Source organism: Nonomuraea terrae, from assembly GCF_004348995.1.
GTDB classification, from domain to species: Bacteria; Actinomycetota; Actinomycetes; order Streptosporangiales; family Streptosporangiaceae; genus Nonomuraea; species Nonomuraea terrae.
The window spans coordinates 1-21,058 of record NZ_SMKQ01000165.1; the positions used below are offsets into that span (position 1 = coordinate 1).

Sequence of the window (21,058 nt, forward strand, 5' to 3'; positions counted from 1 at the left end):
CGAGAACCCCGAGGAAACTGAGGAAACCGCCGGCCCTGGCGCGTCCGAGGAGCTGCCGCTGGGGCTGGTCGAGGAGGGGGCGCTCCTGTACGAGCTCATCCCCGCAGGCGTCCGCCGCCTCCCCGACGGCGGCGAGCACCCGATCCCGGCCGGCCGCGTGGTCGAGGAGATCCTCGTCGAGGCGTGCGCCCACGAGGACGTCAGGACCGTACGCGAGCTGCTCACCGCACTCGCCGCCTGGCTGGAGGAGGGCGGCGAGGTGTCGGCGGCGACCGACAGCCTGGTCTACGACGGCGAGCGGTTCGCCGCCATCGGCCCGCCGACCGGCCTGCCCGGGCCGACCGACCCGCAGGTCGCGCTCTGCCGGATCCTGCGCCGGTTCGCGGTGCGCCTGCTCGCGGCCGGTCACCACCACCCGTGGCCGTGGCCGCTGGAGGCCGACCAGCTCACGCTGACGCTGTGCGCCATGGCGGGACGCGAGTGCGACCAGCGCGACCTCGACCGGGCCAGGAAGCTGGAGGCCGAGCTGGGCCTGCCCGCCGAGCCGGCCGAGCACGCCCCCACGTACCGCGATCTGCTGCGGGCGCGCGACCGGCTGTCCGAGCAGCTCACCGCGGCCATGGCCAGGATCTCGCGGCTGGAGACCAAGCTCTCCTACCGCGAGCGTGAGCTGGTCAGGGCCAGGGCCAAGCTGCTCAGGACCCAGCGCAGGGCCACCGCCTACCGCAGGACGCTCGGTTACCGCCTCTCCCGCCGACTGGCCCGCCCCCGCAAGGTCGCCCGCCGCGTCATACGCCTGCTGTCCGGCTGACGAAAACGATGAGGAGTGCTCGTGCCGGTTCTGTCGGTGATCGTCCCGTTCTATAACGTTGAGAAGTACATCGGACCCTGCCTTGACTCCATCACCTCCCAGACCCTGGAGGACCTGGAGGTGATCTGCGTGGACGACGGCAGCGCCGACGACGGCCCGGTCGTCGTGGCCGCGCGGCAGGCCGCGGATCCACGGATCAGGTTCGTCAGGCAGCCCAACAAGGGGGTGGGCCACGCCCGCAACGTCGGCCTGCGCCACGCCTCCGGCCGCTACCTCGCCTTCGTGGACGGTGACGACACCGTGCCGCGCGACGCGTTCGGGCGCCTGGTGACCTCGCTGGAGGACACCGGCTCGGACCTGGCCTGCGGCAACGTCATGCGGCTCCACGGCAATGTGCTCGTCCCGTCGTGGGCGCACCGGCAGGCGTTCGCCAAGCCGCGCCGGCGCACCCACATCAGCCGTCACCCGCTGCTGGTCCGCGACCGCATGTTGTGGAACAAGGTCTACCGCCGCTCCTTCTGGGACCGCCTCGGCCTGAGCTTCCCCGAGCGCATGTACGAGGACCAGCCCGTCGCCATGGCCGCGCACGTCGGAGCCGGTTCGGTCGACGTGCTGGCCAGGGTCGTCTACCACTGGCGGCAGCGCGACGAGCCGGAGTCGTCCATCACCCAGCGCCGTCTGGAGCCGGGCAACCTGCGCGACCGCCTGCTGTCGGTGCTGCAGACGGCCGACGTCCTCGGCCGCGGGGCGCCGGAGCTCAAGGGCGACTTCGACCGCGACACGCTCGACATCGACATGAGCGTGGCCGTGGAGGCCATCGCCGGTCTGGGCTCGTCGGCCGACCCGGGCCTGGTGGACCTCGCCGTCCGCTATCTCGACGGGGTGGCGCCCGAGGCGTGGCAGAGCCTCCCGTACGAGCAGCGCCTGCTCGTCCACCTCCTGCACCGGCGCAGGCTGGACGAGTTGACCGAGACCTTCGCCGACGCGGAGGCGGGCCGGCTGCGGCCCAAGGTCACCTCGACCGGGCTGCTGCGCAGACGCTGGTACGGCCGCCACCCCGCCATGCCCGGCCACCTGGCGGAGGTCTCCGCCGAGCTGAAGCTGAGGAGCCGGCTGGTGAGCCTGGACTGGCGCGAGAGCGTGCTGTCCGGCGCCGGCCGGGCCGCCGTCGGCACGTTCGACGTGAGCGACGTGCGCCGGGTGCGGATGAACGTGTGGCTGCGCGAACGCGGGTCGGGCGCGACCGTCCCGCTGTCCGAAGGGCTCAGCGCCCCCGTCGTGGAGGACGTCAGGCAGGAGGACGGCCGTCTGCTGGAGGAGCAGGCGTTCCCGTTCAGGTTCGCGTTCGACCTGGAGACCTTCACCAAGGCGCAACTCGCCAGGCGCGGCCTGTGGGACCTGTACGTCGGGATCAGGGGCCGGGGGCTGCGGCTGGAGGGCAGGGTCGGCGGACCGCGCTGGCTGCCGCCGCTGATCCCGGAGCCGCGCCGCCGATCGGGCGTGTGGGCGGTCCCGGTACGCGGCGTCAAGGGTGCCTGGAGCCTGCGCCTGCGCCACGCCCAGGCGGTCATCGGCGAGTGCGGTCTCGACGGGGACGACCTGGTGTTCTCGGGGGAGATGGCCGACGTCGGCGACGGCGAGCCGGTGCTCCGGCTGCGCCGCAGGAACGACGGCGAGGAGATGTACTTCCCGGTGGCGCTGGCCGGCCGCGACTTCCACGCCCGCGTGCCGCTCGCCGACATCGACGAGCGGGTGAGCCGCGAGGCGTGGTGGGAGGTGCTCATCGACCACGGCACGGCCATCCGGCCGCTGGTGCGCACCGCCCACCGGGCGGTCGCGACGGTGGCCGAGCGGCGCTTCCTCATCGACCGCGGCGAGGACGGCTGCCTGCTGCTCGCCGAGCGCTAACGCAGGATGCCGGCCAGCGTCTCGGCCACGCGGTCCTGCTCGGCGTCGGACAGGCCGGGGAACAGCGGCAGCGACAGCTCCTCGGCGTAGTAGGCCTCGGCCCGCGGGCACAGGCCGCGCCGGTAACCGAGGTCCTCGAACACCGGATGCCAGTACGCCGGCAGGTAGTTGACCTGCACCCCGATGCCGGCGGCGCGCATGCGTTCGTAGACCTCGCGCCGCCGCCCGTCGCGCACGCGCACCGGATACAGGTGCCAGCTCGGCCGCACGTACGCGCGCCGGGCCGGCAGCGTCAGCCCGGGCACGTCGCGCAGCAGCGTGTCGTAGCGCTCGACCAGCTCGGCGCGGCGGGCGCGGAAACCTTCGAGCCGGCGCAGCTGGCTGATGCCGAGCGCGCACAGCACGTCCGGCAGCCGGTAGTTGAGCCCGAACGCGTGCACCTCCTGGTGCCAGCCGCCCTCGCCGGGGAAGCGCTGCTCGCCGGGCTCCCTGACCAGGCCGTGGTTACGGAAGCGGGCCGCGCGCCGGAACCGCTCCGGGTCGGCCGCCGCCACCGCCCCGCCCTCGGCGGTCGTCACGGTCTTGGTCGGGAAGAACGAGAACGTCGTCAGGTCGGCGAGCGACCCCACCGGCCGGTCCTTGTACGTCGACCCGATCGCGTGGGCGGCGTCGTCGACCAGCACCGCCCCGGCCCGGTCGGCGACCTCGCGCAGCTCGTCGTAGTCGGCGGGGTGACCCGCGTAGTCGACCGCGGTGACCACCCGCGTCCGGGTGGTGACCAGCGCCTCGGCGGCGTCGGGGTCGAGGTTGCCGGTGTCGGGCTGCACGTCGGCGAAGACCACCTTCGCGCCCAGCAGCGCGGCCGTCGCCGCCGTGGCCACGAACGTCAGCGGCGTCGTGACCACCTCGTCGCCCGCCCTCACACCGGCCGCCGCGTACGCGACGTGCAGCGCCGCGGTGCCGGAGGTGACCGACACGCACGGGACGCCGCCCGTCCAGCGCGCCAGCTCCGTCTCGAACGCGGCCACCGCCGGCCCCGTCGTCAGCCAGTCGCCGCGCAGCACCCCGGTCACCGCCTCGACGTCGGACTCGTCGATCGACTGCCGTCCGTAGGGGAGCATCAGCCGGCCACCATGGCGCGCAGGTCGTCGACCGACAGCCACTGCTCGTTGGTGTCGGAGCGGTAGGAGAAGCCCTCGGGCAGCAGCTCGCCCCCGTCGGGCGGCACGTAACCCCAGGTCGCGATCGTCGGCTGGACGACGTAGCGGTCGGCCAGGCGCAGCGTCCTGCGGCCGTCGTCGGGGCCGATCATCTCCTCGTGCAGCTTCTCGCCCGGCCGCACGCCGATCTCGTAGATCGGGCTCTCCGGTGCGAGGGCCTCGGCCAGGTCGGTGATGCGCATGCTGGGAATGCGCGGGACGTACAGCTCGCCGCCCCGCATCAGCTCGAACGAGTCGACCACGAACCTGACGGCCTGGTCGAGCGTGATCCAGAAGCGCGTCATGCGCTTGTCGGTGATCGGCAGGCTGCCCCCCTGCGCGGCCAGGCGCTGGAACAGCGGCACCACCGAGCCCCGGCTGCCGACGACGTTGCCGTAGCGGACGACGGCGAAGCGGGTCTCGTGGGCGGCGGCGTAGTGGTTGGCCGACACGAAGAGCTTGTCGGCGACCAGCTTCGTGGCGCCGTAGAGGTTGATGGGGCTGGAGGCCTTGTCGGTGGAGAGCGCGACCACCTTGCGCACGCCGCAGTCGATGGCCGCCTCCACGACGTTCTGCGAGCCGGCGACGTTGGTGCGGACGTACTCGAACGGGTTGTACTCGGCGGTGTCGACCTGCTTGAGCGCCGCCGCGTGGACGACGTGGTCGACGCCGTGCATGGCGCGGGTCAGCCGGTCGCGGTCGCGTACGTCGCCGATGAACCAGCGCAGCCGCTCGTCGTCGCCGAACAGCTGGCGGGCCTCGTACTGTTTGAGCTCGTCGCGGGAGAAGACCACCAGGCGGCGGACCCCCAGCGAGTCGAGTGCGTGGCGGATGAACGCTTTGCCGAAGGACCCCGTTCCTCCGGTGATCAGAATCGACGATCCACTGAGAATGCTCACGTGGCCCCCTGAAATCGCGCGTGCGCGCTGTTGTCGTCTGAGCAGCCGGTAGCATAGCGCGATCGGTCGTGCACGTTGGGTCACATGGGGGGAATGGAGCGCTGTGCGCATCGTCGGAATCATCCAGGCACGCATGGGTTCGACACGTCTGCCCGGCAAGGTGGTGCGCGAGTTGGAGGGCCGTTCGGTGCTGGCCTGGGTGGTCCGCGCCGCGCGGGAGGCCGGCGCGCTCGACGACCTGCTCGTGGCCACCACCACCGAGCCGGCCGACGACGCGGTGGTCGCCGAGTGCCGGCGGCTCGGCGTCGCCTGGCACCGGGGGCCGGTCGACGACGTGCTGACCCGTTTCGTCCAGGCGCTGGAAGGGCGCCGGTGGGACGCGATGATGCGGTTCACCGCCGACTGCCCGCTGCTCGACCCGGCCGTGATCAGGGAGGCGGCGCTGGTCTTCCGCGCCGTCCCCGGGCTCGACTACCTCAGCACGAGCCTGACCCGCACGCTGCCGCGCGGGCTCGACGTCGAGATCGCCGGCCGCGCCGCGCTGCTGCGGGCCGACGCGGAGGCCACCGGCTTTCACCGCACCCACGTGACCTCCCACATCTACGCGCATCCGGGCGACGCGCGGCTGCTGGGCCTGGCCCACCAGCCCGCCGCCGACGACCTGCGGGTCACGCTCGACACCGAGGACGACTGGCGGCTCATCACCGCGGTGGCGACGGCGTTCGGCGACCGCTGCGTGCCCGCCCGCACGCTGGTGAGCTGGCTGCGCGAACGTCCCGAGGTGTGCGGGCTCAACGCCCACGTCCGGCAGAAGGCCCTGCAGGAGGCGTGATGCTGCGGGCCGGGTTCCGGTGCGACGCCGGAGTGAGCAGCGGGGTCGGCCACCTGGTGCGGTGCGTGGCGCTGGCCGAGGAGCTGCGCTCCCGCGGCGCCGACGTCGTCTTCCTCGGCGAGGTGCGCGGCTCGGAGTGGGCCGCCGCCCAGCTGAGCCTGCGGGGGCTCCCGCTGGTGCCCGCCCCCGCCGAGCCCGCGCTCCTGGCCGCGCTGGCCCGCGAGCTGCGGCTCGACGCCGTGGTGCTCGACTCGTACGAGCTGCCGGAGCACACCGGCGCGGTGCTGCGCGACCACGGCCTCGCGGTGCTCGCCATCGTCGACGGCGATCCGCGCGGCCAGCAGGCCGACCTCTACCTCGACCAGAACCTCGGCGCCGAGCACCGCCCGTTCCCCTTCGACGCCCGGCGGCTGGCGGGAGCCCGTTACGTGCTGCTGCGTGACAGCGTGCGCTCGCGCAGGCGGGTGGCGCACGACGGCGAGGTGCCACGGGTGCTGTGCTTCTTCGGCGGCACCGACAGCGCGGGCGTGGCCCCCGCCTGGGCCGCGGCGCTGCGGGCGACCGGGCGGCCGTTCGACGGCACGGTCGTCAGCCCCGAGCCGTTCGAGGCGGGCGGGCCGATCACCGTGATCCCGCCCACCGACCGGCTGCCCGAGCTGATGGCGGGCGCCGACCTCGTGGTCACCGCGGCCGGCTCGGCCGTCTGGGAGCTGCTCCACCTCGGCGTGCCCACGGCGCTGACCTGGGTGGCCGCCAACCAGCTGATCGGCTACGAGGAGCTGGTCGGCCGCGGGGTGGCGGCCGGGCTGGGCGACGTGCCCGACGCCGGCTCCGTCGCCGTGCTGGCCGGCCTGCTCGCCGGCCCCGCCGTCCGTGAGGAGCACGGCAGGCGGGGCCGCGGCCTGGTGGACGGCCGCGGCCGCGAGCGCGTCGCCGACGCGCTGCTGGAGATCTGCCGCTAGATCAGGTCCCAGGTCAGCGGGGTGCCGAAGGGCACGTCGCGGGTGAAGCGCCGCCCCATCACCTCGGCGGCGGCCTCGGGCGGCAGGCCGCCGGCGGGCCGGATCGACCGGACGTTCCGCGCCGTCACCTGCTCGCCCGCCAGCACATCGCGTACGACGTACAGCGACCGGCGGAAGCGCAGCCCCTCGCGCTCCGACGGGCGCGGCCCGATCACCGCCTCGCCCAGCGACTGCCAGGCCCGCTCGCTCTCCACCACCAGCGCCGCCAGCTCGGCCGGCTCCAGTGAGAACGCGGCGTCGACCCCGCCGTCGGCCCGCGACAGCGTGACGTGCTTCTCGATCACGCACGCCCCGAGCGCCACCGCCGCCAGCGCGGCCCCCAGCCCCGGCGTGTGGTCGGACAGGCCGACGACCTCACCGGTGAGCGCGCCCAGCAGCGGCAGCGCCCGCAGGTTGCTCTCGGACGGCGCCGCCGGGTAGGACGCCGTGCACGACAACACGGCGAGCCGCGTGCAGCCGGCCTCGCGCGCGGCCGACACCGCGGCCTCGATCTCGCCGGTCGTCGCCATGCCGGTGGAGATGATCAGCGGCTTGCCCGTGCCGGCCGCGAGCCGGATCAGCGGCAGGTCGACGATCTCCGACGACGCGATCTTGTACGCCGGCACGTCCAGCTTCTCCAGCAGCACCACGGCCGTCGGGTCGAACGGCGCCGAGAACGCGGCCAGCCCCCGCTCCCGCGCGCGCTCCATGATCGGCTCGTGCCACTCCCACGGCGTGTGGGCGCGCTCGTAGAGCCGGTAGAGCGTCTCGCCGCCCCACAACTCGTGCCCGTCGCCGATCCGGAACGCCGGAGCGTCGCAGTCGATCGTCAGCGTGTCCGGCGTGTACGTCTGCAGCTTCAGCGCGTGCGCGCCCCCCTCGGCCACCGCGTCCACGATGGCCAGCGCGCGTTCCAGGCTCCCGTTGTGGTTGCCGGACATCTCGGCCACGACGTACGGCGGATGCCCGGGCCCGATCGGCCGCCCCGCGATGGAGATCATGCGTCTTCCCTTCTCAGCTCGATGGCCACGACGTCGCGCGGCACGCCGTCGACGTGCCGCTGGTAGGTCTCCACCTCGACGAACCCGAACCTGCGGTGCATCCGCCTGACCGGCTCGTTGTCGGACAGCACCTCGCCGCGCAACGCGGCGAGGCCGAGCGGTCCGAAGGCGTGCGCGATGGCCGCCCGCTCCAGGCCGGCCCAGGCCGCCAGCAGCCGCCCCGACCGTTCGAGGCCGTCGAGGTCGAGGTAGAAGCCCCAGCGGGCGGCCTCCGGCGTCACGCCGGAGTAGGTCACCACCCCTGCGGCGGCGGCCTCATGGTCGTAGATCAGCACGCGGGTGCCCGCGTCGCCGCGGGTGGCGGCCCACCAGCGGGCGTGTTCGTCCTCGGTGATCTCGTGGGTGGTGAAGCTGGCGGCGCGGACGCGCGGGTGGTTACGCCATCGGCGCATAACCGGCAGATCATCATCTCGCACGTCTCTCAGCACCGCTCCCCCTACGATTCGTGCTCGACCCCTTGCCCAACGTAGCGGATCCTTGTCCGGTAAAGAGCTGATCAGGGACGGCCATCGGACACGGAATCCCGCCCCACGTCACGGCATGCTGCCCTCGACCCGTACCGAGCCAAGGAGCGAATTCGGCATGATCCCCCTGCTCAGCGTCGTCGTCCCGTTCTACAACGTGGAGCCGTACCTCACCGAGTGCCTGAAGTCGCTGGCCGCGCAGACCCTGGAGGACATCGAGGTGATCCTCGTGGACGACGGGTCGGTGGACGGGAGCCGGCGGGTGGCCGAGGACTTCGCCGCGCGCGATCCCCGGTTCGTGCTCGTGGGGCAGCGCAACCTCGGGCCGGGGCCGGCCCGCAACCAGGGGATCCGGCAGGCCCGCGGTGCCTACCTGGCCTTCGCCGACGGCGACGACGTCGTGCCGCCCGAGGCGTACGAGGTGCTGACAGGCAGCCTCGCCGAGACCGGCTCGGAACTCGCGTGCGGCGCGGTCAGGAGGCTCGTGGACGGCGAGCTGGAGGAGTCGACCCTGCACGAGAAGGTGTTCAGGAAGCCGAAGTTGTGCACCCACATCACCGACAAGCAGGTGCTGATCAGGGACCGCACGGTGTGGAACAAGGTCTACCGGCGTGACTTCTGGGAGCGGCACGGCCTGGCGTTCCCGTCGGGGATCTACGAGGACGTGCCCGTCGCCATGCAGGCCCACGTGCTGGCCACGAGCGTCGACATGGTGGGCGACGTGGTCTACCACTGGCGCAAGCGCGACGAGGAGGGCACGTCGATCACGCAGCGCCGCAGGGAGCTGTCCAACCTCAACGAGCGCCTGGCGGCCATCCGGTCGGTGCGCGCGTTCCTCGACGAGCGGGCGCCCGAGCTGCTCGACGGCTTCGACTCGCTCGTGCTGGAGAAGGACACCCTCTTCCTGTTCCAGGCGCTGGAGGGCTGCGTGGAGCGGCGCGAGGATCCGGGCCCGCTGCTCGACCTCGGCCGCGCCTGGCTGGCGGAGCTGAGCCCGCACGTGCTGGCCACCGCGCCGTCGCTGCGCCGCCTGGAGCTGCACCTGCTCAGGCGCGGGCTGCTGGCGGAGCTGCGTGCCGTCCGCGAGTTCCGCCGCGGCAGGGACGACGTCACCCGCGTGGTGCCGCGCGGCCGGCGTACGACCGGCTGGTACGGCGACTACCCGTTCTTCCGCAACCGGCGCCTGCGCATCCCCGACGAGGTGTTCGACGCCCGCGACGAGGTCAAGCTGATCGCCGAGGTCGAGGCGTGCGAGCGCGTCGAGGCCGGCTACCGGCTGCGCGTTCACGTGTCGTTCCACCGTGTCGACCGCCGGGTCGCCAAGGTGAGCCTGTGGCTCAGCGACGGCCGCCGCCGGGTGCCGCTGGAGGTCAAGCGCAAGGGCCGGCACGGTTACGTGGCGGTGGCCGACGCCGAACGCCTGGAGGGCGGCACCTGGCGGCTCGGCGTCCGCGCGGAGCTGCGCGGCCTGGTGTTCAAGGGATGGTGCCGGGAGGGTGACAGCACTGCCACGTGGCGGATTCCGGTGCCGGGCAGGTCAAGAACAGGCATGGACATCCCCCAGTAGTTCCAGAGAGTGACCACTCCGCGGCCTTCCGTGGTCATGCTGGACTCCATGAGGACCTATTCGCTCGATGACGTCTACGAGACACGCAAGCGGAGAGACTCTTGGTGGACCGTCTATTTCGTGGATCCGGTCGCCTGCCGGGTCGCCCTTCCCGTCGCCAACCACACCCGGCTGACGCCCAACGCGCTCACCGTGTTCTCACTGGTCCTCGGCATGGTGTCGGCGGCGTTCTTCGCGACGAACCAGCTCGCGGCGGGTGCCTGCCTCTTCTACCTCAGTTTCATGATCGACTGCGTGGACGGCAAGATAGCCCGGCTCAAGGGCACGGGGACGCCTTTCGGGCTCTGGCTGGACTACGTGGGAGACCGGATCAGGGTGGTCCTGTGCGCCGGTGGCCTGGCCTACGGCCAGTACGCGCTGACCGGCGATGTGCAGTTCATCGTGCTGGGTGCCGCGGTGGCCGTCCTGGACCTGTTCAGGTATGTCAACGCGCCGCAGATGAAGCGCGTGCGCGACACCATCAGGGAGGGGCGGCAGGAGCCGGACGCCCTGGGCATGGCGCCCCTGGCGGCCGATCCTCTGGGGCCCGACCCGCTGGAGCCGGAACCGCTCGATGTGCTGCCGCCCGGCCGGGCGCCGCGCCCGCGCTGGTTCTTCCGGCTCTACCGGCGGCTCAACCGGTTCCTGGCCCGCCACCGGGTCCGCTCGCACCTGGTCAGCGGCATCGAGTTCCATGCGGCGGTGTTCGTGGTCGCGCCCCTCGCGGGGGCGTGGGCGCTGATCCCGCTCGCCGCGGGAGCGGGGGTGCTGCTGCTGGTCAACGAGGTCTTCCTGGTCTACCGGATGTGGCTCTTCGCGCGCAGGCACGGCGTGAGCACCGCTCAGGAGAGCCGAGAGCACGTTCTCGTCTAAGTTTTCGGGGGTTAGTACGAAATGTCAGACCGGCCAGTCTTCGTCATCGGATGCCCGCGGTCCGGCACCACGATGCTCCAGCTCATGCTCCACTCGCACCCCCGTATGGCGGTGCCGCCGGAGACGCGCTTCCTCGTTCCCGTTTATTACCGGCGCCGCACGTGGGGCGACCTGCGTGTGGCTCACCGGCGCCGGGCGCTGGCGCAGTGGATCGCGACCGACCGCAGCACCAAGTTCCGCGAGCTCAAGCTCGACAAGGACGACTTCATCCAGCAGGTCGTGGACGGGCCCGGCTCGCTCGGCTCGGTCTTCGGCACGGCCTTCCGGATGTACGCCGACCGGTTCGACAAGGTGCGCTGGGGCGACAAGCGGCCGAGCTACGTCAAGCAGGTCGACATGCTGCTACGGCTCTTCCCCGACGCCCAGTTCGTCCATCTCATCAGGGACGGCCGCGACTGCGTGGCCTCGCTGAAGGAGATGCCCTGGTACACCCTCGACTCCTTCCACGCCATCTCGACCTGGGCCGAGGCCATCGACGCCGGCGGCAAGCTGCGCCGCACGCTGCCCGAGGACACCTACTACGAGCTGCGCTACGAGGACCTCACCGACGACCCGGAGACCGAGCTGAAGAAGCTCTGCCACTTCCTGGACGAGGACTTCTCGCCGTCGATGATCTCGCCGCGTGAGGCGGCCGTCCAGGCCGTCCCGCAGCACAAGGTCTGGCACCGCAACACCCACGGCGAGGTCACCCGCAGCCGGGTCGGCAGCTGGGCGAACCGGCTGGACGACTGGGAGATCGCGCTCGCCGAGCACATGCTGGGCGACCGGCTGGAGTCGATGGGCTACGAGATCACCGGGGTGCCGAAGCCGTCCAAGGAGCACATCGCGGCCTGCCAGAAGACGATGCAGAAGCGCAAGGCCAGCCGCATGCGCAAGGGCATGCGCGACCGGCTCAACCGGCTGCGCGAGCCCGGCCCGGTGGCCGCGATGCTCACCTCGCGTCAGCGCGCGCTGGCCGGCATCCCGCAGCAGCGCTCGGAGCTGACCGAGCCGGTCTGAGTCCTAGCGGTCGATGTGCGCGAACATCGACTCCCAGCGGTCGAGCACGTGGTCGAGGCGGAACGCCTCGGCCCGTGCGCGGGCCTCGGCCCCCAGCCGCAGCCGTTCGGCCCGGCTGCCGACGAGCCGGCCCAGCTCCGCCGCGAACGCGTCCACGTCACCCGGCGGCACCGGCACCGGCCCGGCGGAGCGCACGCCGCCGGACACGTCGAACGCCACCGACGGCACCCCGTGCGCACCCGCCTCCAGCAGCACGACGGGCAGGCCCTCGTGCTCGCTGGTCAGGCCCACCACCGAGGCGCGCAGGTACTCCTGCGACATCCGGGCGGCCGGCACCGGGCCCCTGAACACCACGCGATCGGCGACGCCCTCGCGCTCGGCGTGCGCGCGCAGCCGTTCGCGCTCGCTTCCGTCACCGATGAGGTGCAGCTGCCACGGCCGCGGCGCCCCCGAGCGGGCGAACGCGGTGATCAGCCGGTCGAACCGCTTGACCCCCTCCAGCCGGCCCACGCCGAGCACGCGCGGCATGTCCAGCGCGGACACCCCATCCGGCCAGCTCGCCAGCGGGTTCGGCAGCGTCCAGGCGTTGGGCAGCAGCGCGTGCTCGGAGAACTGCCAGGCGTCGTGCTCGCTGAGGAAGACCGCCTGGTGCAGCGCGGGGTAGTGGCGCCGGATCGAGGCCAGGTGCCAGCAGCCGCGGGCGTGGTCGTAGGAGCCGTGGTACTGGCCGATCGACCGGAACGCCTCCGGCAGCAGGCCGGACACGCGAGCGACCACCGACGGCGTGGTCATGACCGCGTAACCGGGCTCGATCGACTCCAGCAGCCGCCTCAGCCGCCGGTCGGCCCGCCCGCGTGCGAGCCGGCCGTCCGCCCGGCTCCGGCTGATCGCGTGCCGGTGGTAGCGCGGGCTCTCCACGTATCGGAACGGCCGGGACGAGCGGTGCAGGCCGACGACGTGCACCTCGTGGCCGCGTTCGGCCAGGCCCTGGGCGAGGGTGTGGGTGACGTGCTGGACGCCGCCGAGCGTGTCGGCGTCCAGGCAGCTGAAGACCACGCTCACAGGGCCGCCTCCTCTTCGCGGGGAGCAGATCGCGTCCCGGGCTGCTGGGGCAGGCCGAAGAAGTCGGCGACGATCCTGGCCGCCGCCTCGCCGTGTTCGTCGGCGCACCACAACTCGCGGAAGGCGGCGTACCGGTCGGCGTACGACGCGTGCCCGGCGGGCAGGTCGCGCAGCGCGGCCACCAGGTCAGCGGTCGTCGTGACGCACGGGCCCGGGGCGATGGCCGGCAGGTCGTGGTAGACGCCGCGCTCCGACAGGCGGTAGTCGTCCCAGTCGTCGATGTAGAAGAGCATGGGCTTGCCGGTGATCGCGTAGTCGCACATGACGGAGGAGTAGTCGGTCAGCAGCGCGTCGGAGACCAGCATCAGGTCGTTGATCTCGGGATAGGAGCCGGCGTCGCGGACGAAGTGCCGCAGGTGCTCGGGAAGTTTGTAACGTTCCACGGGATGAGTCCGCAGGATCACCACCCAGTCGCCGGCCAGCTCCTCGGCCAGCGACTCCAGGTCCACGCGGACGGACTGGCCGCTGCCTTTCGCCCGATCCCTATACGTAGGCGCATATAGGAGGATTTTTCGCCCTGGCGGGATCTCCAGCAGGCTCCGCACGTCGCCGGTCACCTCTCCGCGCACGAGCGCGTCGCACCTCGGCGTGCCGTACCGGTAGATCTTGCCGGTGTAGCCGTTCGAGGCCGGGAAGATGCGCGAGAACTCCGCGCTCGGCGAGACCAGGGCGTCCCAGCGGGCGACGGCGGCCCGCCACTGCGCGCGCGGCCGGTCGAAGTCGGCGCGCAGGTCGGGCGCGTCGAACCCGATCGACTTGATGCCCTGGCCGTGCCAGGTCTGCAGGTAGCGGGTGCCCTTGGGCTTGGGGAAGTCCAGCGGGAGGCCGTGGCTGTCGACCCAGATCCCGGCCCTGGCCATCGTCCAGAGGTAACGCCAGCTGCCCCGGCGCACGAGCCGCGCCCCGGGCGGGAAGTTCGCGCGGCCCTTGGCCACCGACCAGACCGCCTCGATCGGCAGGCCGCGCCGGCGCACCTCCTCGTAGATGGCCCGGGGGCTGCCGGTGCAGCCCTTGCCGACGTCCGACTCGAACAGCGCCAGGTCGGGCCGGGGCCTGACCACCTTGATCAGCAGCTTGTACGCGCGCAGCTTGGTCCGCGGCGTGCCGCAGCGCTTCAGCAGTCGCCGCGCGAACCTGCGGGCGGCGGACTTCGGGGCAGGATCGGCGCGTACGCCCAGGTAGGCGGCGTACCCCTCGGCCCGCAGCGTGCAGCCGGGCAGCTCGATCGGCTCCAGGCGCGGATCCACGAGGAGCCGGTCTGTCGTGGTGCGGCCGTCGGAGACGCGGGTGAAGCCGATGCGCGGCTCGCAGGTGCGCGACGGCGTGAACGTGATCTCGCTGACGTAGCCGCCCTCGCCCGTCGGCTCCGGCGTGATCGGCACGCGCTCCTTGCCGAGCTGCAGGAACGCCGTCCACTCCGCGGGCAGCGCGCCGAACGGGTCGTACGTCCGCACGGTCATCCGCACGCGCCGGCCGTCCGAGGAGATGGCGGTGATCTCGTGGCGCAGCCGGGAGTGCGAGAAGGGCAGCTCGGCCAGCCGCAGCTTCGTGATGTCCAGCTGCGGCGAGACCGACGTGCCCCAGTACGTCCGCCCGTTCCGCTGCACGGCCGCCCGGGGCGCGGCCCGCGGGCCGGTCAGCGAGGCCGCCGCCACCCGCAGGTCCTCGATGCGGTCGTCCAGGATGAGCCGGCAGCAGACCCGGTCGAGCGGCGGGATCCGCTCGATGACGGCCTCGGGGATCTCCTCCAGGTACGGCCGCACGATCGAGGCGAACTCCTTGACCCACACGACGTCGCGCAGCGGCAGCGGGTTGAGGTAGACCCGCAGGTCCTGGCGGACGAACCGGTACTGCCGGTGCGGCACCAGGTCGCTGGCCCCGTAGTCGCGCAGGATGTCGTCGCTCAGCCGGGCCGCGATGACCCGCTGGCGGACGTTCTCCAGGTCGTCGACGCTCAGCGAGATCGAGCTCGTCGCCGGCGCGCGGTGCCAGTGGTAGACCGTCCACGGCACGACCGCGAACCTGCGCGCCACCGCGTACAGCTCGGCGGCGAAGACGTGGTCCTCGTAGTGGATGTCCTCGGGGAAGCGCACCAGGTGCTCGCGCAGCCAGGCCGTGTCGTAGAGCTTGTTGGTGCTGAAGCAGTCGAGGAACAGCTCGGGGTCCTCGCGGATGCCCGCCACCACCCGCCGCCGGGCGAACAACGACGGATAGTACGGATGCAGCTTCCCGCTCGACTCGAACAGCCGCGAGATCTGCCCCGAGACGAACTCGGCGCCCGTCCGCTCGATCTCGGCCAGCAGGCTCTTGCAGGCGTGCGGCGGCAGCTCGTCGTCGCTGTCCAGGAACATGACGTACGGGGAGCGGGCCGCGTCGATCCCGTCGTTGCGCGGGGCCCCGCAGCCGCCGCTGTTGGCGGCCCTGCGCAGGTAGCGCACGCGCGGATCGCCGTCCATGAGCCGCCGGGCGACCTCCGGTGTGCCGTCGGTGCCGGCGTCGTCCGCGATGATCACTTCCAGGTCGCGCAGCGTCTGCCGGAGCACCGAACGCACGGCTCTGGGCAGTCGTTCGGCGTCGTTGTACGTGATGACGACGACGGTGCAGTCCGGCATCCCAAGTCCCCCCGCTGGTCCGATGTCCTGCGGGAAAGGCACTTCCCCCGCGCTGGGGGAAGTGTCCGGACTTGATTGACTATTTGCCGAAAATCAGCGCGTAATCCGGCGGATCACCCAGACGATGAGCAGCAGCACCGCGACCGCGCCCGCGACCGGCGCCAGCCGCTTCAGCAGCGGCTGACCGGCGACCTCCAGCAGGTCGAGCGCCTCCTCGTCGGCCGTGCGCGAGGCGCGCAGCGTGGCCACGGGACGCAGCTCCTCCTCGGTCTCCGGCACGGCGGCGAGATGCCGCTCCTCGTCGGCCGTCGCCGCCGGAGCCGGCTCCACCGTGGGCTCGGAGAGCAGCCGCGCCAGGTTGTCGGCGAACTTCTCGATCAGCTTGCCGCCCACCTCGGCCATCACGCCGCGCCCGAACTGCGCGGGCCGGCCGGTCACGTTGAACGACGTCTCCACGGTCACCAGCGTCGAGTCGTCACGCGGCGACATGCGCGCCTTGACCGTGGCCGACGCCGTGCCGGCACCCCTGGCCTCCTTGCCGGACGCCTGGATGGTCATCGAGTAGGAGTCTTTGTCGACGTCCTGGAACGTGGCAGTGCCACGGTAGGTGACCGTGATCGGGCCGACCTTGACCTTCATCCGGCCGGCGAACGCGTCGCCCTCGAAGGTCTCCAGCGCCGCCCCGGGCAGGCACGGCGCGACCCGCTCGACATCGAGCAGCACCGCCCACGCCTGCTCGATGGGAACCGGAACAGTGAACTCGTGATCGAACCGCATCGCCATTGTCGCCGCCTCCGGATACGATTGGTCTCGTGCTTTCGGGCATCGGTCAGGGCTTGGCCGTCGTCTCCCGCGCGAGCGGGGCGAGAAGCCGCTCCCTTCAGGGAGCGGAGGAGTCACCGATCCGCTCCTTCCGATTCCTGTGACACTACGTCGCGCAGGGGACGCCCCGGAAGAGGCGCCCCCTCCGCACGGTCAGGGCGATCCGGCCGCGGTGCGGACCGCGCGGTGGGTCAGGACCCTGGCCAAATGCCGGCGGTAGTCGGGCTGCGCGTGCAGGTCGGACGGCGGTGAGGTGCCGTCCGCCGCCTGCTCGCACGCCTGGCGTACCGCGTCGCCCAGCTCGACGCCGCGCAGGGCGGCCTCGGTCGCGTGGGCGCGCAGGGGTGTCGCCCCCATGTTCGTCAGCCCGAGCCTGGCCTCGGTGATCGCGCCGTTCGAGCGCCGGACGGCCGCCGCCACGCCGACGATCGCCCACGCCTGCGCCGTACGGTGGAACTTCTCGTAGTGGAAACCCCAGCCCTCGCCCGGCTTCGGGATCCGCACCCCGGCCAGGATCTCGCCCTGGGCCAGCGACGACTCCAGGTAGTCGACGAAGAAGTCGGCGGCCGGGATCTCCCGCTCGCCCTGCGCCGACCTGGCCACGAGGACACCGTCCAGGGCCAGCACCACGGCCGGCAGGTCGCCCGCCGGGTCGGCGTGGGCCAGCGAGCCGCCGAACGTGCCCCGGTGCCGGATCGCCGGATCGGCCACGTGCGCCGTCGCCATCGCCACCAGCGGGCAGCCGGACGCCACCGCGGGCGCGCGCAGGACCTCGTCGTGCGTGGCCATCGCACCGATGAACACGTGGTCACCCCGGTCGTGCACGCCCTTCAGCTCATCCAGCCGGCCCACGTCGACCAGCTTCGTCGGGTACGCCAGCCGCAGCCGCAGCAGCGGCAGCAGCGACTGCCCGCCCGCCAGCACCTTCGCCTCGTCGTCTTCGGCCAGCGCCTGGCACGCCTCGGCGAGCGAGGCCGGCCGCTCGTAGTCGAACTGCGCGGGGATCATCGCCGCACTCCTTCCAGGGCTCTCCAGACGCGCTCCGGCGTGCACGGCATCCGGATGTCGTGGATGCCGTACGGGCGCAGCGCGTCCACGATCGCGTTCACCACGGCCGGGGTCGAGGCGATCGTGCCGGCCTCGCCGACGCCCTTGACGCCCAGCGGGTTGCTCGTGGCCGGGGTCTCCGTCCGGTCGAGCGTGAAGTTCGGCAGGTCGGCCGCCGACGGCAGCAGGTAGTCGGCCATCGTGGTGGTCAGCAGGTTGCCTTCGGCGTCGTACACGGCCTCCTCGAACAGGGCCTGCGCGATGCCCTGCGCGATGCCGCCCTGCACCTGGCCCTCGACGATCAGCGGGTTGACCACCGTGCCGACGTCGTCGACCGCCACGTACGAGCGGATCTTCACCATGCCCGTCTCGGTGTCGACCTCCACCGCGCACAGGTGGGTGCCGTGCGGGAAGGAGTAGTTGTCCGGGTCGAACGTGGCGTCGGAGTCCAGCCGCGCCTCCACGCCCTCGGGCAGGTCGTGCGCCGTGAACGCGGCGTACGCCAGCTCCTGGATGGTTCTGCTCTGCTCCGTGCCGCGCACCGTGAACGCCCCCGCCGCGAAGTCGAGGTCGTCGGGCGAGCACTCCATCAGGTGGGCCGCCAGCCTGCGGGCCTTCTCCCTGACCTTGTCGCACGCCTTGACCACCGCCACGCCGCCGATGACCAGCGAACGCGAGCCGTAGGTGTCCATGCCCTTGTGGGCGATCGCCGTGTCGCCGTGCAGCACCGTGATGTCGTCGAACGGCACGCCGAGCGCGTCGGAGACGATCTGGCTCCACGACGTCACGTGGCCCTGCCCGTGCGGCGAGGTGCCGGTGATGACCTCGACCTTGCCCGTCGGCAGCATGCGCACCGACGCGTGCTCCCAGCCGCCCGCGCCGTAGTTGGCCTCGCCGAGCATCCGCGACGGTGCCAGGCCGCACATCTCGGTGAACGTGCTGACGCCGATCCCGAGCTGCACCGGGTCGCCCCTGTCGCGCCGGTCGGCCTGTTCGGCCCGCAGCTTGTCGTAGCCGAACAACGCCAGCGCCTTCTCCGTCGCCGCCTCATAGTTGCCGGAGTCGTACGTCAGCCCCGAGATCGTCGTGTACGGGAACTCCTCGTGCCTGATCCAGTTGCGCCTGCGCACCTCGATCGGGTCCATGCCCAGCTCGGCGGCCAGCTCGTCCATCACCCGCTCGATGGCGAACGTCGCCTCCGGGCGGCCCGCGCCCCGATACGCGTCCGTCGGCATCTTGGTGGTGAAGACGCCCGTGCAGCCGAACTCGTACGCGTCCATCTTGTAGATCGCGTTGAACATCTGCGCACCCAGCATGGGGATGCCCGGCGTCACGAGCATCAGGTACGCGCCCATGTCGGCCAGCAGGCCGACCTGGAGCCCGCGGACGCGCCCGTCGGAGTCGGCGGCCAGCCGGACGTGCTGGATCTGGTCGCGGCCGTGGTGGACGGTGAGGTTGCCCTCCGAGCGCGACTCCCCCCACTTGACGGGCTTGCCGAGCTTGCGGGCGAGCAGCAGGCAGAGCACTTCCTCGGCGGTGACCTGCAGCTTCGAGCCGAACCCGCCGCCCACGTCGGGCGCGATCACCCGGATCCGGTGCTCGGGGATGCCGGTCACGACCGCCAGCATGACCCGCAGCACGTGCGGGATCTGCGTGGACGACCACACGGTGAACGACTCGCCGTCGGTGTCGGCCATGACCGCCCGCGGCTCCATCGCCGACGGGATCAGGCGCTGCTGGACGTACGTGCGGTCGATCACGACGGGCGCGTCCCGGAAGGCGGCCTCTATGTCACCCGAGGTGATCGTGACGCTGAAGGCCTTGTTGCCCGCCTCGTGCACCTTCGCGCTGTCGGAGGCCAGGGCCTCGTTCATGTCGACCACGGCCGGCAGCGGCTCGTAGTCGACCTCGATGGCGTCGAGCGCGTCGGCCGCGCGGTAGCGGTCGGTCGCGACCACGCAGGCCACGGCTTCGCCGACGTAGCGGACCTCGTCGACGGCCATCGGCGGGTGGTCGGGGATGACGATGTCCTCGGTGACCGGCCACGCGCACGGCAGGCTGCCCTGCTCGGCGGCGAAGTCCTGGCCGCTGAAGGCCGCCACCACGCCCGGCATGCCGCGGGCGGCCGACACGTCGACGCTCGCGATCCTGGCGTGCGCCATGGGGCTGCGCAGGAACATCACGTGCAGCAGGCCAGGCCGCGTGAGGTTGTCCGTCCACTGCGTGCGCCCCGTCAGCAGCCTGGCGTCCTCCTTGCGCTTCCTCGGCTGCCCTACCTCCTGGACGGTCATGACCTGGTCACCGCCTGCCCCATCTCCTGGGCGCCCCTGCGGACGGCGCGCACGATGTTGCAGTAGCCCGTGCAGCGGCAGAGGTTGCCCTCCAGGCCCTGCCTGATCGTCTCCTCGGACGGGTCGGGATTCTCCCTGAGCAGGTCGATCGCTGCCATGACCATGCCCGGTGTGCAGTAGCCGCACTGCAGTGCGTGCTCCTCGTGGAAGGCCTGCTGCATCGGGTGCATCGACCCGCTCGTGCCGAGGCCCTCGATCGTGACGACGTCGCAGCCGTCGGCCTGGACGGCGAGCACCGAGCAGCTCTTGACGCTCTTGCCGTCGAGCAGGACCGTGCAGGCGCCGCAGTTGCTGGTGTCGCACCCCACGGGGGTGCCGGTCTTGCCCAGCCGCTCTCGTAGCAGGTGGACGAGGAGGACACGCGGCTCGACGTCCTCCTCGTACGTGACTCCGTCGACTGTGACGGTGATTCGGGGCATACGTCCTCCCTCAAAGCAGGGGGAAAGGCGGACACTCCGAACGTACGCCGGTGCTTTTCCCGGTCAAGGTCTACTTCCCGCGAACCCCCCGCGCGATGATCGCCACCAGGCCAGCGAACGCCAATCCCAGCACCATCACCCCGATCAGGATCAGCGGATCCGTGATGGCCCGTGTAACGATCAGAATGCCCAGAACGACGAACAACACACCGCTGAGCAGGGCCATCCAATCCGTGCGGTGGCCCCGCCGGGGACGCTCGACGTCACGCGCCACGGCGCACCTCCATGTCGCCGACGCCGCCGCGCAGGTTGAGCACGATCGTGGCGGGCACGCCCTCCGGCTGCACCTCGGGCTCCAGCGTCTGGTTGAAGCGGACGTCCACCCCGCCTCTGAGCGCCCGGTCGATCTGGATGTCGCCCACCTTGTTCCTCGCGTGCACCTCGACCCTGGCCGTCGGCGGCACGATCACCACCAGCTCGCCCGCCGAGACCGCGGCGTTGAACGTCACCGTCGATCCCGGCGCCAGCTGCAGCTCCGACAGGTCGAGCAGGCCGTCGCCCACCCCCACGTCGTAGAGTCGGCTCGCCTCGGCGACGCTGGCGGGGACCCACTCCGACGTGCCGACGTTCCTCGGCACGCCGCCGAACATCAGCCCCGTGCCCACCAGCAGGGCGACGACGGTGCCGATGGCCACCAGGCCGGCGCCGCGCCCCCACCAGGCGGCGATGAGCAGGCCCGCGCCGATGGCGATGAGCATGGCGCCGCCGACGATGGTCGGGCTCACTCCGGCTGCCGACTTGGACTGCGCGAGCACGATGATCCCTCCGACGATGAAGGCCAGCAACAGGGTGATCGCGCCGATGTACGACTTCGGCCTGCGCTCCCGCCGGGGCAGCGGGCGGGAGTACAGGGCGGGGTCGTACGGGGATTGACCGGCCCGCCTGGCGGGGTCGAGCGGCTGGTAGGGGCCG

Annotated in this window: 18 protein-coding genes and 1 pseudogene; 7 read left to right on the plus strand and 12 right to left on the minus strand. The window is 72.0% G+C overall.

Translation table 11 applies throughout. The features are described 5' to 3' along the window. Both E1286_RS48325 and E1286_RS35030 read left to right on the plus strand, forming a co-directional pair. Positions 1-811: hypothetical protein (locus tag E1286_RS48325; RefSeq protein ID WP_223190714.1), on the plus strand; the 811-nt coding region annotated here is incomplete at its 5' end. Between the two features lie 21 nt (positions 812-832). Further along, positions 833-2,719: a glycosyltransferase family 2 protein gene (locus E1286_RS35030; RefSeq protein ID WP_165970051.1), complete on the plus strand. Its 1,887-nt coding sequence runs from the start codon at positions 833-835 to the stop codon at positions 2,717-2,719. Here the strand turns inward: E1286_RS35030 and E1286_RS35035 are convergent. Together E1286_RS35035 and pseB are read right to left on the minus strand one after the other, a co-directional pair. Continuing rightward, entirely contained in the window at positions 2,716-3,840 is a 1,125-nt protein-coding gene (locus E1286_RS35035) for a DegT/DnrJ/EryC1/StrS family aminotransferase (RefSeq protein ID WP_132619497.1), read from the minus strand. The genes E1286_RS35030 and E1286_RS35035 overlap by 4 nt on opposite strands. After that, positions 3,840-4,817 carry a UDP-N-acetylglucosamine 4,6-dehydratase (inverting) gene (gene pseB, locus E1286_RS35040; protein ID WP_132619499.1) on the minus strand — a complete coding sequence of 326 codons (978 nt, stop codon included), beginning with the start codon at positions 4,815-4,817 and terminating at the stop codon, positions 3,840-3,842. The genes E1286_RS35035 and pseB overlap by 1 nt, the downstream gene beginning before the upstream one ends. Before the next feature lie 103 nt (positions 4,818-4,920). On the opposite strand from pseB, the gene E1286_RS35045 reads away from it, so the two are divergent. Continuing rightward, on the plus strand, positions 4,921-5,649 hold the full coding sequence (locus tag E1286_RS35045) for a cytidylyltransferase domain-containing protein (protein WP_132619501.1): 729 nt from the start codon (positions 4,921-4,923) through the stop codon (positions 5,647-5,649). Beyond that, positions 5,649-6,611 (plus strand): PseG/SpsG family protein, encoded by a 963-nt coding sequence (locus E1286_RS35050; protein WP_132619503.1) that lies wholly within the window; start codon positions 5,649-5,651, stop codon positions 6,609-6,611. Before E1286_RS35045 ends, E1286_RS35050 begins: the two co-directional genes overlap by 1 nt. Here the strand turns inward: E1286_RS35050 and pseI are convergent. Then, on the minus strand, positions 6,608-7,651 hold the full coding sequence (pseI, locus tag E1286_RS35055) for a pseudaminic acid synthase (RefSeq protein ID WP_132619505.1): 1,044 nt from the start codon (positions 7,649-7,651) through the stop codon (positions 6,608-6,610). The genes E1286_RS35050 and pseI overlap by 4 nt on opposite strands. Then, positions 7,648-8,139, minus strand: coding sequence for a GNAT family N-acetyltransferase (locus tag E1286_RS35060; protein WP_132619507.1), 492 nt, complete (start codon positions 8,137-8,139; stop codon positions 7,648-7,650). The genes pseI and E1286_RS35060 overlap by 4 nt, the downstream gene beginning before the upstream one ends. 154 nt (positions 8,140-8,293) lie before the next feature. Here E1286_RS35060 and E1286_RS35065 point away from each other — a divergent pair, with 154 nt between their 5' ends. The 3 genes from E1286_RS35065 to E1286_RS35075 are packed head-to-tail and all read left to right on the plus strand — an operon-like array spanning position 8,294 to position 11,713. After that, a complete protein-coding gene (locus E1286_RS35065; RefSeq protein ID WP_165970052.1) occupies positions 8,294-9,742 on the plus strand; it encodes a glycosyltransferase in 1,449 nt (482 codons plus the stop codon). 48 nt (positions 9,743-9,790) lie between these two features. Beyond that, the gene (locus E1286_RS35070; protein ID WP_246075460.1) at positions 9,791-10,654 is read left to right on the plus strand and encodes a CDP-alcohol phosphatidyltransferase family protein; all 864 of its coding nucleotides are present in this window, start codon (positions 9,791-9,793) and stop codon (positions 10,652-10,654) included. Positions 10,655-10,675: 21 nt separating this feature from the next. Beyond that, on the plus strand, positions 10,676-11,713 hold the full coding sequence (locus E1286_RS35075; RefSeq protein WP_132619513.1) for a sulfotransferase family protein: 1,038 nt from the start codon (positions 10,676-10,678) through the stop codon (positions 11,711-11,713). A 3-nt stretch (positions 11,714-11,716) separates the two neighbouring features. Here the strand turns inward: E1286_RS35075 and E1286_RS35080 are convergent, their stop codons facing one another. The 8 genes and pseudogenes from E1286_RS35080 to E1286_RS48330 all read right to left on the minus strand — a co-directional run. Then, entirely contained in the window at positions 11,717-12,775 is a 1,059-nt protein-coding gene (locus E1286_RS35080) for a glycosyltransferase (protein WP_132619515.1), read from the minus strand. Beyond that, positions 12,772-15,447, minus strand: a complete 2,676-nt coding sequence (locus E1286_RS35085) for a bifunctional glycosyltransferase/CDP-glycerol:glycerophosphate glycerophosphotransferase (RefSeq protein ID WP_132619517.1) — start codon at positions 15,445-15,447, stop codon at positions 12,772-12,774. The genes E1286_RS35080 and E1286_RS35085 overlap by 4 nt, the downstream gene beginning before the upstream one ends. Before the next feature lie 93 nt (positions 15,448-15,540). Then, positions 15,541-16,224, minus strand: coding sequence for an SRPBCC family protein (locus E1286_RS35090; RefSeq protein WP_342776290.1), 684 nt, complete (start codon positions 16,222-16,224; stop codon positions 15,541-15,543). 198 nt (positions 16,225-16,422) lie between these two features. After that, positions 16,423-17,277 (minus strand): FAD binding domain-containing protein, encoded by an 855-nt coding sequence (locus E1286_RS35095; protein WP_132619521.1) that lies wholly within the window; start codon positions 17,275-17,277, stop codon positions 16,423-16,425. After that, a complete protein-coding gene (locus tag E1286_RS35100) occupies positions 17,274-19,607 on the minus strand; it encodes a xanthine dehydrogenase family protein molybdopterin-binding subunit (protein ID WP_132619523.1) in 2,334 nt (777 codons plus the stop codon). Before E1286_RS35100 ends, E1286_RS35095 begins: the two co-directional genes overlap by 4 nt. Beyond that, positions 19,604-20,086 carry a (2Fe-2S)-binding protein gene (locus E1286_RS35105; protein ID WP_132619525.1) on the minus strand — a complete coding sequence of 161 codons (483 nt, stop codon included), beginning with the start codon at positions 20,084-20,086 and terminating at the stop codon, positions 19,604-19,606. The genes E1286_RS35100 and E1286_RS35105 overlap by 4 nt, the downstream gene beginning before the upstream one ends. Before the next feature lie 70 nt (positions 20,087-20,156). Next, positions 20,157-20,360 carry a hypothetical protein gene (locus E1286_RS35110; protein ID WP_132619527.1) on the minus strand — a complete coding sequence of 68 codons (204 nt, stop codon included), beginning with the start codon at positions 20,358-20,360 and terminating at the stop codon, positions 20,157-20,159. Next, positions 20,350-21,058: pseudogene (locus E1286_RS48330) on the minus strand (LiaF domain-containing protein); the annotation flags it as partial. The gene E1286_RS35110 and the pseudogene E1286_RS48330, both read right to left, overlap by 11 nt.